The 13409-nt window shown below is 54.4% G+C and carries 19 protein-coding genes; 1 reads left to right on the top strand and 18 read right to left on the bottom strand.

Going from position 1 to position 13409, the window contains the following annotated elements; all coding sequences use genetic code 11:
* The first annotated feature begins 304 nt into the window (after positions 1-304).
* Positions 305-772 carry a phasin family protein gene (locus ACFQDL_RS26265; RefSeq protein WP_379911581.1) on the top strand — a complete coding sequence of 156 codons (468 nt, stop codon included), beginning with the start codon at positions 305-307 and terminating at the stop codon, positions 770-772.
* Positions 773-871: 99 nt separating this feature from the next.
* Here ACFQDL_RS26265 and ACFQDL_RS26260 read toward each other — a convergent pair whose 3' ends face one another.
* The 18 genes from ACFQDL_RS26260 to ACFQDL_RS26175 form a co-directional block, all read right to left on the bottom strand.
* Positions 872-1348 (bottom strand): GNAT family N-acetyltransferase, encoded by a 477-nt coding sequence (locus ACFQDL_RS26260; protein WP_379911580.1) that lies wholly within the window; start codon positions 1346-1348, stop codon positions 872-874.
* Between the two features lie 114 nt (positions 1349-1462).
* Positions 1463-2698 (bottom strand): winged helix-turn-helix domain-containing protein, encoded by a 1236-nt coding sequence (locus ACFQDL_RS26255; protein WP_379911579.1) that lies wholly within the window; start codon positions 2696-2698, stop codon positions 1463-1465.
* Positions 2699-3039: 341 nt separating this feature from the next.
* Positions 3040-3276 (bottom strand): EcsC family protein, encoded by a 237-nt coding sequence (locus tag ACFQDL_RS26250; RefSeq protein WP_379911578.1) that lies wholly within the window; start codon positions 3274-3276, stop codon positions 3040-3042.
* Between the two features lie 68 nt (positions 3277-3344).
* Entirely contained in the window at positions 3345-3830 is a 486-nt protein-coding gene (locus ACFQDL_RS26245) for an EcsC family protein (RefSeq protein ID WP_379911577.1), read from the bottom strand.
* A gap of 108 nt (positions 3831-3938) precedes the next feature.
* On the bottom strand, positions 3939-4772 hold the full coding sequence (locus ACFQDL_RS26240; RefSeq protein ID WP_379911576.1) for a DUF899 family protein: 834 nt from the start codon (positions 4770-4772) through the stop codon (positions 3939-3941).
* Between the two features lie 50 nt (positions 4773-4822).
* Entirely contained in the window at positions 4823-4972 is a 150-nt protein-coding gene (locus ACFQDL_RS26235; protein ID WP_379911575.1) for a hypothetical protein, read from the bottom strand.
* A gap of 43 nt (positions 4973-5015) precedes the next feature.
* Positions 5016-5267, bottom strand: coding sequence for a VOC family protein (locus ACFQDL_RS26230; protein ID WP_379911574.1), 252 nt, complete (start codon positions 5265-5267; stop codon positions 5016-5018).
* A complete protein-coding gene (locus ACFQDL_RS26225) occupies positions 5216-5674 on the bottom strand; it encodes a VOC family protein (RefSeq protein WP_379913359.1) in 459 nt (152 codons plus the stop codon). The genes ACFQDL_RS26230 and ACFQDL_RS26225 overlap by 52 nt, the downstream gene beginning before the upstream one ends.
* Complete coding sequence (locus ACFQDL_RS26220; RefSeq protein WP_379913512.1) at positions 5602-5823, bottom strand: VOC family protein; 222 nt, start codon at positions 5821-5823, stop codon at positions 5602-5604. Before ACFQDL_RS26220 ends, ACFQDL_RS26225 begins: the two co-directional genes overlap by 73 nt.
* Positions 5824-5911: 88 nt before the next feature.
* Entirely contained in the window at positions 5912-6637 is a 726-nt protein-coding gene (locus ACFQDL_RS26215) for a DUF1428 domain-containing protein (RefSeq protein WP_379911573.1), read from the bottom strand.
* Positions 6638-6731: 94 nt separating this feature from the next.
* The gene (locus ACFQDL_RS26210; RefSeq protein WP_379911572.1) at positions 6732-7235 is read right to left on the bottom strand and encodes a GFA family protein; all 504 of its coding nucleotides are present in this window, start codon (positions 7233-7235) and stop codon (positions 6732-6734) included.
* Between the two features lie 67 nt (positions 7236-7302).
* The gene (locus ACFQDL_RS26205) at positions 7303-8067 is read right to left on the bottom strand and encodes an SAM-dependent methyltransferase (protein ID WP_379911571.1); all 765 of its coding nucleotides are present in this window, start codon (positions 8065-8067) and stop codon (positions 7303-7305) included.
* Positions 8068-8262: 195 nt separating this feature from the next.
* Positions 8263-8778: a lipocalin family protein gene (locus tag ACFQDL_RS26200; RefSeq protein WP_379911570.1), complete on the bottom strand. Its 516-nt coding sequence runs from the start codon at positions 8776-8778 to the stop codon at positions 8263-8265.
* Between the two features lie 106 nt (positions 8779-8884).
* Positions 8885-9574, bottom strand: a complete 690-nt coding sequence (locus ACFQDL_RS26195) for a VIT1/CCC1 transporter family protein (RefSeq protein ID WP_379911569.1) — start codon at positions 9572-9574, stop codon at positions 8885-8887.
* Between the two features lie 65 nt (positions 9575-9639).
* Complete coding sequence (locus ACFQDL_RS26190; RefSeq protein WP_379911568.1) at positions 9640-10191, bottom strand: NADPH-dependent FMN reductase; 552 nt, start codon at positions 10189-10191, stop codon at positions 9640-9642.
* Between the two features lie 119 nt (positions 10192-10310).
* Complete coding sequence (locus ACFQDL_RS26185) at positions 10311-10718, bottom strand: GFA family protein (protein WP_379911567.1); 408 nt, start codon at positions 10716-10718, stop codon at positions 10311-10313.
* Between the two features lie 135 nt (positions 10719-10853).
* Positions 10854-12143, bottom strand: coding sequence for a group II intron reverse transcriptase/maturase (gene ltrA, locus ACFQDL_RS26180; protein ID WP_379911566.1), 1290 nt, complete (start codon positions 12141-12143; stop codon positions 10854-10856).
* A 646-nt stretch (positions 12144-12789) separates the two neighbouring features.
* Complete coding sequence (locus ACFQDL_RS26175) at positions 12790-13344, bottom strand: hypothetical protein (RefSeq protein WP_379911565.1); 555 nt, start codon at positions 13342-13344, stop codon at positions 12790-12792.
* Positions 13345-13409: the final 65 nt, after the last annotated feature.

The following is a 13409-nucleotide window of genomic DNA, read 5'->3' as shown; positions in this document are numbered from 1 at the left end:
TGCTATCCTTAGCTCGCGAATGCCCTGGGACAGTGCTGATGCACAAATGTGAAATTGATTCACGACATGGTTTCTGCAACTGCGTTATGGTATCAAAGTCGCTGGGTAGCGGGGCTCGATTGCGAGCCCGCATATCCGGAAAAGTCAGGAATTTCGGCACGCATTATGCGACGCCAAAAAAGATTGTGCAGTGCATCATTTACCGGTTGACAGCCCCCTGCGGCGCTACTATAGTCAACCCTAATGTTGCAGCGCACAAATCGAACGAATTTCACCGCCGCTATATCAATTTGAGGTAAAGAGCATGTACGAAGATATGATGAAGGATCTGAAAGACAAAATGCAGCCGGTCGTCGAGATCACCGAGATCAACAAGAAAGCCGCCGAGAAGCTGATTGCGCTGCAGACCTCCTGCGTCACCGAACTGTTCAACTTCGGCCTCTCCCAGGCCAAGGCCCTGACCGAGATCCGCGAGCCGAAGGCTGCCGTCGAACTGCAGGTTCAGTTCTACAAGGAAGTCGAAGCCAAGCTGACCGACGTGGCCGAGCAGGAAATCGCCGCGCTGACCGAAGCCCGCGACCAGCTGACCGAAATCTTCGAGAAGAACTTCTTCGACATCGCCGAACTGCCGACCACCTATTTCCCGGATTTTGGCAAATACGTATCGTCCGTGCCGTCCTTCTTCGAAGCCGCCAAGGCAGAGCCGCAGGCTCCGGCCAAGGTCGCTCCGCGCAAGGCAGCACCGGCTGCTTCCGCCAGCACCGCTGCGTAACGATGCTCTCTGGGGGCTCCCGCCCCCAACCACTCAGGTTCGGCCCCGCCGAATCTATTTCGAGGCTGCCTCCCGGCAGCCTTTTTTACAATACGCGCTTCAATCACCCGACAGCTCAGCGCCCGGCGGCGTTGACATTTTCAGTTCCATCGGCTGATAAATCAGGCCCGACAGCTCGGCCACACCGCCTTTGCACTCGAAACCGCAACTGATATAAACCGGCACCGACGATAGCGACGCGCTTACCGATATAACATCGGCTCGCGCATGTTCCAAAGCCGATGACAACAGCCTTTTCCCAACACCTCGACGCTGGCAACGGGGGTCGACAAAGAACATCGCAACATGACGTCCTTCCTTCAACTCGACAATACCCTTTACTTCGCCCTGCTCCTCTGAAACAAGAATGACATTATCTTCCTGCATTCGTTTCAGGAAAGCATCCGGCGAAGCTATTTTCTCGAAGGTCGAAATGCCCTCTTCGGACAAAGACCCTGCAACCGATTCATTGAAGGCGGCCATGCAAATGGCGCTTGCGATATCGAGATCCTTCTCGGTTATTTGCCTGATTATCATCTGATTACCGCGTTTCGTTACATGATGTGGTTACCCTGGTACAACAACTCGAGCCATCCCGGGCATATACAACCTCCTTGTTCAACGATGGCTCTCTGCTACAAGAAAATTCGATCAACTCCCAGAATTAGGCATACTGTCCCCGGAAGTCAGGGCACTGCGCAACCCTTCGGTTAGCGGCTTCGGATAAACCCGGGTCAGCGACACGGAATCACAGCTTTGAAACCGGCAGAAATGCGCGATGGCATCTACCAGGGCCCGGATGACCGCATCGTCGTCAAAGCAGTGCGACTCCAGATGAAGCGATTTTACTTCCAACTGTCTGATTTTTCGGTGAGCCTTGCAATCCATCCGGCCAATAAATTCATCGCGGTACAACAACGGCAGGCAAAAGTAGCCGTACTGCCGCTTGGCTTCGGGCACGTAACATTCAATCTGATAGTCATACTGAAACAGGGCCTTGAGCCGGTCGCGCTGAATGACGCTGTTGTCGAACGGAGACAGAATCCGTAACCGGTTGTTCAGCCGCGGAAGAGGACCGTCGAGCGCGCCCGTTTCCAACAGGAAAACCTCGCCACCGCTCACTTGAACCTGCTCCAAGGTACGCTGCGCCAGCCGTTCGTTGACCAAGGCTTTCACGGCATTGCGCAGCCCCGTGTTGCGACGCAGGTAAGTCAGCCCTTTGAGTGACACCAGGCCATGGCAGCGCAGCTGTTGATCGACAAGGTGCGTGGCAAATTCAGCCATGGTGGGCATCCGTGTGTCGACGTGCGCTGGCAGCACCCGCTCGGTCAGATCGTACGCTTTCTGGAAACCCTCGCGGTCGCTGACCATCAGGTCGCCTTCCATGTACAACTGTTCGAGGGCCCTTTTGGCGGGCTTCCAGTCCCACCAACCGGCCTGTTTTCTGGTGCCAGATTCGAGATCCCGGGACCTTAGCGGGCCATCTGAACCTATGCGGGCCAGCAACTCGGCCATCAGCTTTTTATCCCGGGTGCGGAACCAATGGGTTTGCCCGCTTTTAATAGCGTGCTTGTAGGGTAAGGAGAAACGAAAATCGTCGATCGGCAGGAAAGCGGCAGCGTGCGACCAGTACTCAAAGATATCGCGATCGCGCAACATCCGGTCGATCATCGCCGGCTCGAATCCGGGTACTCGCGAGTGAAGAACATGATGGTGCGCTCTCTCCACCACCGAGATGGTGTCGATCTGCACATACCCCATGTGCTTGATGGCTCTCCGTGCCCCTGCCAGACCACGCCCAAAGGCTTGAGCCTGCAACAACCCCTGAGCGCCCAAGGCAAGGCGACGCAATCGCGTCAGATCCCTCGGTCGTCGAATGTCAATCATGGCCAATTCCGGGGACAGTATACCTATTTCCATCTACGCCTTTCCCTTTAGTCCCGGAGAAAAGTATTGTTCATCCTTGACAAATGAGTGAAACCACCGCTGCTAATGGGGTCGCCCATTAGCCGACGGTACAGGTACAAGCACGATAGGCTTCCAAAACCGGTCCCTGACCATAGATGCGCTCAAGGCGGCGGATTACGAAGTGACCCTTAGCTGCATCCTGGGCCAATTCCGGGGACAGTATACCTATTTCCATCTACGCCTTTCCCTTTAGTCCCGGAGAAAAGTATTGTTCATCCTTGACAAATGAGTGAAACCACTGCTGCTAATGGGGTCGCCCATTAGCCGACGGTACAGGTACAAGCACGATAGGCTTCCAAAACCGGTCCCTGACCATAGATGCGCTCAAGGCGGCGGATTACGAAGTGGCCCTTAGCTGCATCCTGGAAATGGTCGATGAAGAGAATGTTTATGATTGCACCACCGGCCGCCCCAACCACCGGAACCGCCTGGGCAGCAGCCTTCTCGGTTACGGGTATGCTGAAACGAGCAGCGATCTGGCCAATTAGCCGGATCATGGCTGGCGCGGTCTCTTTTACCGCGCCGGCGGATGCTGCGTAACCCAGGGCTTCGGTAACTGCCGCAGCTAGTGCTGTGCGAACTCCAAAGTAGCCAGACTCCGCAGCGTCATCTCCGGGGAGGTTCCTCCCAGCGCAAAGACTTCCATGCAGGCCAGTTTAGCTTCCGGGGTTCCGAGGTTCTCGCCCTCACTACGCGCAATGTCCGCGATTGAGCGGAGCATGATTGTTGTGGAGATTGGAAGTTCGGCAGCCAACGCAGGAAGCCCAAAGGCACCACCTATGGCCCCCGTGAATGCGCTGCCAGCCTTATGAGTGAAATTGGCAGCTGACTTGACTTCGTCGCCTAGTGTGAATAACGCCAGCTTCAATGCACTACTCAGGGATTTTTCTGAGATCGCCAATATCTGATCTTGCGCACCTTGCGGTAAAAGCGCCATACCCTTCCCGATTGGCGTAGCCAGAACATTGGCAAACCTGGCAGCGATGCTCGGGTTTTCGAGCATGAACTTCGCCTGCTGCAGTTCAATCAGGTGTTCGTCGGAAATTCCCACGATTCCCCCAAATGACGCCTAACGCCCATGATATGCGGCGGCTGGGACGAAGTAGAAGCCGAACCAGATCGCGCCTTTTGCGGGCGACGTGATCTGTTTGGTTAGGCGTCATTGCTTCTTTTCAGTGCAACAACTGGTTTCTCTTTCGACCGGCACGTCGGTACGCGTCCACTGAGCCAATGGCCGGCCGTCACGCCGCCACCAGGATCCGGCCTGGTCCTGCTGCGGCCAGCCGTCGGGCGAGTCCTCCCAAGTCTCCTGCCGGCCGTAGGGCGTGAGATCGAGCAACTGCAGTGTGGGCATCATAGCCTCGACCCCTCGTAACTTCGTTTCATACGTCTGGAACACCTGATCGCCGTCCCGCAGGTAGCAGCGCACGTCGCCACCGTCTCGGGTCGCAAGCACGTCCGTCGAACCGGCGGTCGAGTACCACGGCATCGTCCAGCCCATGAAGTCCCGGTAGGCGGCGATCTCGTCCCACGGACCGCTGCTGAAGACGGCATAGGTCACGTCACGCTCGGCCAGATAGGCGCAGACAGCGGAGCTCATCGCTGCCTGAGTATGCGTGCAGCCCTCGCACTGCTGGTGGGGCATGCCCTTCCTCTTCCACATGAAGTGGTACACGATCAACATGCGCCGGCCTGCAAACACATCGTGCAGAGCGACGGGGCCGTCCGCACCCACCACCGTAAGCGGCTCCATCCGCGTCATTGGCAAGCGCCGCCGAGCCGCGGCCAGTTCGTCACCAGCGCGCGTGTGCGCTTTCTCGCGGACCAGTAGCTCAGCACGAGCCCGCTCCCACTCGTCACGTGTAACGATTTGCGGAGTTTGCGATTCTGTCATAGCGTTCTCCCCTACATTCTCGAGCATAGTGCCCTGGGCAAATAAGCGCAGCGTTTTGGCTGTCCCAGCGATCACCAGGGACAGTAGACCTATTTCCATCTACGCCTTTGCCTTTCGTCCCGGGCGCCCCGGGCCAATTACCTTTCCAGTCACACCCCAAGATTCTCAACGAAGCCCGTGGCGCCCAACGGCCTGCCTTTTTTCGTATGACGCTCGATCATCTGCGCGAGTTCGCCATGCACTTCGCAGTAGACGCCATGGCCGTTCGGATCCTGCAAATCCTGACGGTAGCCAGGCATGCAGCCTGGATAGCCGGGCCCTTATGGGCCCCGGCTTGCCGAGTCACTTGCTGGCGCCGACCACGGCAAACCAGGCGCCTTGCGGGTCCTGGGCGACGGCGATATAGGCGCCGCCCGGCACCTCGACGGGTCCGTGATGGACGTTGCCGCCTGCGGCCCTGATCACCTCGATCCTCTCCGAGACACCGCCATCCACGCCGAAATAGGGTAACCAGTTGGAGATCGGCGCATCGCCAAGACCCATCATGCCGCCGATATCGATACCATTGTGACGGAAGAGCTGGTAGGTGCCCATCGCGCCCATATCGACCGCGTCCCCCTGGTCCAGCCGAACAGCCTGGAATAAAAGGCGAAACCCGCTTCCGGGTCGCTCGACATCAGTTCGTTCCAGTGGCCATGGCCGGCCTTGTTCTGGTTGAACGCACCCTCGCCGGCCTCGGCCCTGGCGATGTCCGCGTCGGACATCGTGCTCATATCCGGCTGAAGGACGCCGAAACCGGCGCCCTGGGGATCGGCCAGCAGGGCAAAGCGTCCGGTCTGCGGAATGTCGGCGGGTTCGCGGTGGACGCTGGCCCCGGCCGCCCTGGCATCGGCGACGAACCGGTCGGCGTCATCGACGGAGAAATAGATCATCCAGAAGGGGGCATATCGGCCACGTCCTCGGGCATGACCATCAGGCCTGCGACATTGTCGCCAGCGGATTTGGCAAGGTGATAATCGAACCCCTGCATCCCGGCGTCTTCGACCGTCCAGCCAAGGATCTTGCCGTAGAAGTCCCCGGCGGATTGCAGACTGCCCTTGCTGGTCGCCAGTTCGTACCAGCAGGGATTGCCATGAAAGCGCTTGGTCATCGTACCGTTCCTCCGGTGTTGGCTTCTTATACTTCGGCGGATTCAGCCGCGCCGCTAGCGGCGTGGTCATCGATATAGCGTGGGAGCGTCATGACGTTGCACCCGAGTCGAAAACGGGTTCGAATCCGGCCCACATCATGCGCATGCCGTCGAACGGCATCTCTGACATGTCCATGTCGCCCATCCCGGCCTCCATCGCCCTGGCGGCGGCGTCGCAGGTGTCGCGGTCGGGCCAGGCAATCCAGCTGAAGACCGCGATCTCACCTTCCTCGGCCTTGGTGGCGCGGTAGAAGTCGGTTTGCTTGCCGTGCGGTACATCCTCTCCCCAGGTCTCGATCATCCCCAGTGCGCCTCCCTTTTTGAACAGCTGCCAGCCTTGGCTTGCCATCTCGACATAGGCGGCCTTGTTCTTTTCCGGCACCGCCAGCGTGAAGCCCTGATAATAGCCCGCACCGGTGTGGCTGCCCTGCTCGAAGACGGGGGAGAAGCCGCCAAAGATCATGCGACCGCCGTCAAATGGCATTTCCGGCAACGTTTTCATCGCCGTATCGTTTTCCATCCTCTTCCACGCAGCATCCGCCGTCGCCCTGTCAGGCCATGCGATCCACGAGAACACTATGGATTCCGTATCCGTCGCGCTCACCGCACCATAGAAGTCGGTGACCTTGCCTTTTGGCACGTCGACGCCCCAGGTCTCGACCATGCGGATGGCACCATAGGATTTGAACAGCGGCCAGGCGGCCGTCGCGTGTTCGACGTATTGCTGTTTATTCGCGGTCGGGACGGCCGCGATCGAGCCGGTATAGTAGGTCATCGCAAATATCCTCTCGTTGCGGGACGAGTCTCGCCCTCGATCCAAGCGAACCAATTGTAGTAGTCAAAAACAGGGACGACGGTAAATCCCCTGATCAGCGAGGGGCTGAGTCGGAGACAAGCCCCAGTCTCCGGTGCCAATCCGCAAGAGACTCTTGCGGGTACTCGTCAAACTTCTGGTCCTTTGGACCGATATGGAGCTCAACCCACCTGGCCTTCGAATTCAACATCATATGCGTATGCTCTGGAGGTACCGGCAGATCGGTATCGATAGCAGAGGCGAATGGATGTACGAGATCCGGCCATCTCGGGTCCCAAACCCAGAGGGCACTTCCGCACTTTTTACAGAAAGACCTCTGCCCGGGACTCTCCTTGATTTTACCGGTCGCGGGATCCTTGATTCTGGCCTGGTAGACTCTGATATATTCTTTCCCGCGAATCTTCAGTGTCTCGTAATCGCCACCCAGATTAATGGCATAACCACCACCGCCCGCAGTCTTCCGACAGATCGAGCAGTAACACAGATTGAATGGATAAGGATGAGAGGAATGAACCGAGAAGCGTACGGTACCGCAATGACATGAACCTTCGAGCAACATTTTCATCCTCCATTTTTTGTTGACGCCTGACGCCGGCAATCACCGGTTTGTCACGTGAAATGCAATATTAGGCCTGCTTGAGGCAGAGCCGCGGCATCAACGCGAACACTCCCCAGCCCAAATACTCGCGCGTGTAAGCAGTGTGGCGCACAGGTTCCGAGGCCAGCTTAGATCGAACCTCTTCCACTAACTCATCGTCGGGATTGGCTTCAAGCCATCGGCGCATGGTGAGCCATTTGGCCGCTTCGTATCGGTCCCAACCGTCCTGGTTAGCCAGAACCATTTCAACAACGTCGTAACCCAGGCGGCCGAAAGACGCCACCAGTTCCGGCAACACAAGGAAGTCAGAGGTTGCGTTGGCCAGACACCCCTTGGCAATATCTTCCGTTGGTGGCAATCGCCGCCAGTAAGGCTCGCCGATGAGGATGATTCCGTCAGTGCGCAGGCTCCGTGCCAGAAGCTCAATCGTCCCGGCAACTCCCCCACCGATCCAGGTAGCACCCACGCAGGCCGCGACATCGACCTTTTCGTCAGAGACATAGCCTGTGGCATCGTCGTGGATGAATTTGACTTGATCTACCACGCCCAGTTCTTCGGCACGAAGCCTGGCCTGCTCACTGAACAATTGGCTCATGTCGACACCGATGCCAACAACACCGTGATCACGTGCCCATGTACACAGCATCTCTCCCGACCCGCTGCCGAGATCAAGCACTCGCGCTCCCGGCTCCAGACGCAACGCCGCGCCGAGAGCAGCAAACTTATCGGGTGTGAACGGGTTATGGATGCGGTGCGCACTTTCCATGATGTTGAATATGCGTGGGATGTCCATTGCGTAAATGTCCTTACGGGTGCTAATGCGTTCGGCAAAGGCCTAATACAAAGCACAGCGGCGTTGTGTATACGAGCGTCAGGCGGCCGTGCTAATAGGTGACCCCGTTGGCGTTGTTAAAGAGCAACTAAGGGCGAAAAGCCTGGAATATTTTAATGCCTATTGACATGGTGACGGCTCATAGGTGTTAGGTATTTATGGGTGCTGAACGTAAATCAGCCGATTCGTATCAAAACCACGTTCTGCCGACATTTGAATAAATTTTTCCATTACTTCTGGTTCAACTGACGGAGTTCGCGATAGTAACCACAGATAGTCTGTATTAGGCCCTGAAACAAAGGCGTAGCTGTAATTTTTACGATCTAATTCAAAAATCACGTAAGAGCCATAAAAAGGACCAAAAAATGAGACTTTGAGATAACCGTGCGTCATACTATTAACAAAGTAGGCTTTACCTTCCGCCTCTTCCCACTCATTTTCAGCCTCGGAGTAACCACGATTGAGTACCGAAATGCCACCATCATTTCGCATGCTATATTCAGCAGTAACCTGACTTAGGCCTCTTTCGAATGAATGGTCAAGGCAAGCCACCTCATACCATTTACCCAAATAGTTGTTCAGCTCAAACCCCGATACTGGCTTTACTGATTCCGGCATTCCCAGACAGCCACTAAGTAAAGCCGCACACATAATCAAAAAAGCCGTTTTCAAGATGCCTCCAAATATCTAAGTAAGCTGGGCCGCTTTTTGGCGTCAACTTGATCTAATCGTTAGCTTCATTTAATGAATTACGTTTGCGCAATTGATAGATGCTTCGTCATATAACCACTCCAAAAATACGACCAACTCCTGCCGTTAATGCCATGGCAATAGCACCCCAAAAAGTCACTCTGATTGCACCGACAGTAATCGTGGCGCCGCCAGCGCGCGCCGCTACGCCACCAAGAAGGGCTAAAAATACAAGGGATAAAACTGCAACGGCGGATATTATATAATCATATGACGTGACCCATGCCACAATTAACGGAAGTGCTGCACCGACTGTAAATGTACCGGCTGAGTAGAAAGCTGCTTGAACTGGCTTGGTACTGATACTCTCCGATATACCAATTTCATCTCGGGCGTGCGCTCCTAGCGCGTCGTGAGCCATTAGCTGTTCAGCAACTTGTTTTGCTAAACCCGGCTCAAGCCCCCTATTTTGGTATATTTTTGCGAGTTCATCTTTTTCAAACTCAATATTGTTCTCTAATGATATCTTTTCGAGCGCTAAATCCGCATTCTCTGTATCGGACTGAGAACTGACAGACACGTACTCACCAGCCGCCATAGACATGGCACCTGCAACCAAGCCAGCAACGCCTGCTAGAAGTATGTTTTCTTGAGTAGTGCTTGCGGCTGCAACACCAATAATAAGACTGGCAGTAGAGACAATGCCATCATTCGCACCTAAAACAGCTGCACGTAACCAGCCTACGCGATGTGACCTATGTACTTCATGGTGCGTCATTTGCCACCTCGATATATTTTTCTTACAGCTAACGCTCGCGTAATAGTCACTAGCTTTTGAGCGCCCTAATTGACGCGATTGTTAAGTTTCTGAACTTCAATTTCACGGCAAAACTGATTGAGTCCGGCTTTTAAAGCGCCAGAAATTTCTCGATTATCGACTATTCCGCCAACATCTAACCCACTACTCAAGAGAGGTATAGATACATACGCCTTTTCAACTACTATCCCTGACATAGTCTTAACAACTTCCCTCAAGGCTTCCAGTGCATGCGATGCTCGTGATGATGTATTTATAAGCATGACAGGTTTATCTGGAAAATCTACTCCGCTTACCAACCAATCAAGAGCGTTTTTCATGGGACCACTAATTCCATGCGCGTATTCCGGACTTGCCAATATCAATCCATCAGACAGTTTCAAAGACTGAGTCAACTCTGCTAAAGCCGGAATGTATTCTTCCTCCCGATCGGGATTAAATAAAGGCAAATCACCTATGGAACCGATCACAACTTTTATATTGGCAGGCGCCAAAATTTGTAACGCCTCAATAACGGCGGTATTGTACGAAGCCTTTCTCAAGCTCCCGGACAAAGCTAATAATTTTATACTTTCCATTCGAATAGCTGTTTCCTGCTAGAAAAAATTAACGCTGCCAGTAAACACGGCTTTGTAGTGTAGGCGAAGCCGCAACGGAAAAGCCGTCGCCGTGCCTAACCTTGTTAGCGACAGCTGAGTTATGGCTGTTTGTCATACACCGCTACGCCTTCTGGTATAGGGTACCAGTCTTGCTTCTCGCTCACCCAAACATGAGCGGTCGGCTGAATGATGCTGGTATCTGAAAGGTTTGACGGTTTGAGCTTGATTTTTTCAGGTTCCTTCGGATCAAAATGATATATTCGATTTCCACAGGTTGGGCAAAACTTTGCTCCATTTGTGTTGCCGCTGTCCGCAACTCTGCTCCACTCAACCATCTCGCCTTGAAACTCAACCACGTCAGCACCTACAACCGCGGTGATGCTAAACGCGCTTGTAGAGAGTTTCTGGCATTCTTTGCAGTGACACGCAACAATCATCAGAGGCGCCGAAAACAATTGATATTTTACTCCTCCACATTGGCAGGAACCTTCGATCGGGTATTTCATTTCTATCTCCGATAGTTCTATAAATCGCGTCGTGGTAGAACGGCCTGTTACCAGACCGCCCCCACACAGATCCGGACGTGCGGAACTACCGCATCCGGCTCCTCAGTTATACGCTCGCTCGTGTAGAACACGACCCTAATACCAGTCAACATGGATCGTCCGTTTGCTGACTCTCAACTGCTCAATACCGAAACACCCCAGCATCATCTTCAGACTACTCCAGTTGTAGCTCCGTCGCTGGCTACGTCTGTTCAGCCATTTATAGAGGCTTTTCAGCACATGACCATACAGGCGATGCAAACTCCTGCTGTTGTCCGGCAGGCCGAAGTAATTCCTGAACCCCATCAGCTTCCGCTTCAGTTCGGGGAGCCACGCCCTCAGCGCGGTAAACCGCTTATATTTGATCCAGCGGCAGTACTCGCTCATCGTCGCGTGCTGCTTCTTTGACGCAGTCCGCCGTCTGAGTCGAGGCTTGCCGTTGACATCCTTGCCCCAGTAAAACTCGAATCCCAGAAACTGGAACTGTCGTTTACGTCCGGGGTGGAAGCGACTGAATCGCTGTAAGCTGGTCTTCTCCGCCGCCGTGTCCAGGCCGAACTTCTTCAGCCGTTGCGGCAGTACCCGGTAGAACCGTTCCGCGTCGCCGGCGAGTTGGAAGGCGCAGACAAAATCATCCGCATAGCGGATGAGCATCGCCCGGCCTTCCATGCGTGGCTTCACCACCTTCTCGAACCAGAGATCCAGGGCGTAATGCAGATAGATGTTCGCCAGGATCGGACTGATCACCCCGCCCTGTGGGCTGCCACTGGTGGGCTTGGTGTAATCTCCTTCCGGCGATTTGATCCGCGCTTTCAGCCACTGTCTGATCAGGCTCAGGAGGGCGTCATCATCGATCCGCTGGGCCAGCATACGCATCAGCCAGTCGTGATCCATGTTGTCGAAAAAGCCTTTGATATCGGCCTCTACGATGTAGCCATAGCCTTTGAACTGCAGGTTCAGCCCCAGGCTGTGGACCGCCTGGTGGGCACTCTTATTGGGCCGATAGCCGTAACTGTTCGGCAGGAAGTCCTGCTCCCAGATGCTTTGCAGGATCTGGCTGACGCCCTGTTGCACCAGCTTGTCGTCTATCGTCGGCAATCCCAGCGGTCGCTGTTTGCCATTACCCTTGGGAATGTAGACGCGCTTGATCGCCGACGCCCGGTAGCGTTTCTGCTTCAGGTCTCGGCTCAGCCGTGCGATGTGTTGCGGCAACTGCTGCCGGTATTCCGGGAATCGCTTCCCGTCCACACCGGCAGCAGCTTGCTTGTTCAGCTGACCCCAGCTTTGGTACAGGAGATCCGAATTCAGCAGTCCGTTCAAATTCTGAAACCTGTGTCCGGGGTGGGTCTGTGCTTTAAATGCGATGGCATGCAGTGCAGTTGTCATAGTGGTTCCAGCCCTACTTCGTCCGGCCTATGTATCGGCTACATGCCTGTTATAACTGTCAGCCCCTTCGCCATGTGAACGGCTTTCCCGCTCCCGGACTACTATGAGCTGATCCGACTGCCAGGGCGTCATCGTTGGCCTGCTGTTACGCTCGGCTTCCCTACCACGTCCCGGTGGAACGCGCCTGGCTCTCTCAAGTTCCTGATGCATCTCTTCATACATGCCACGGCTTGATAACCCCGCTGACTCGCCACAGCCTTACCAGAACGGCTGCTTTGCATGGACTTCGATGGCGTTACGAACCTCGTCAGTCAGAACTCACTTTATTATCGAGGCGATACCAGCACTTCAGGAGCACGCACTCCCTGTGGCCTACATGATTCTCTGTGTACGCTTCACGCTGCTTGTTCATCCGTGCTTCCTGCTACACAAATATTCCTGATTTCAGATTCCGCACAACGCGCAACACTCGATACTGGTGGGTGGTTAGCCCTTACCAGACAGGGACTTTCACCCTGCAAGATGCATCAAGCTTCGCTTGACGCACTAACGCCGTGGTTTGGGGCCGGAACGAAGCGCCAGCGTAGTGGAGGTCCCAGCCGCGATAGCGGCGAACAACACCACTTTGTTAGCTGCTCTATCTGTTTTACCATTCATTGTTTCTAATCTTTCTGCGGATTTCTCTCTCAACAGTACCGAGAGCATATCGCTTATCTCCCTTCAGTGAACACCTTGTCGTATTGCACCGCTCACAAATAAAATCTATTTTTGGCTCCAAACCATCATGCATGTAGTTGTATCTGTCTGGTACGAATTCAGAGTATACGAGTTCGTTCTTACAGGACGGGCACAAACACCAAAGGTTTTTAATTGAGCCGTTTACGTAATGCCAGTGCCAATTAGCCCCAAATAAGCTATCTGATTTATATAGGTCTTCTACACCGTGCTCTTTCTTTCTTGAAATTAAGGAAACCAAATCAATTAATACTGGAACTGATAGGACAATTAGTAGCACTAAAACCCATCCGTATATTTCGTGTGAGGACGAAAGCCATTCCCATACTGCGGTCAGCAGCCCCCAGCACAACAACGCTGCCTTGACCAGAAGCGCTCTAAACGGTGCCCAGAAGGAGAGAATTATTCCGCCGATTACAGACGCAATTGCACCATTACGGATTGGGTGAGATTCCTTGTTGCTCAAATTTACTCCTTTAGACAGCTAACGCCGCTAACAACGGCGAGCGTAGCGAGTCCGGCAGCCTATGG

It is taken from the genome of Marinobacterium aestuariivivens, from assembly GCF_042661465.1.
Taxonomy (GTDB): domain Bacteria; phylum Pseudomonadota; class Gammaproteobacteria; order Pseudomonadales; family Balneatricaceae; genus Marinobacterium_A; species Marinobacterium_A aestuariivivens.
Note: the sequence above shows the minus strand (reverse complement) of the source record. Positions and strands in the feature narration are given on the sequence as shown.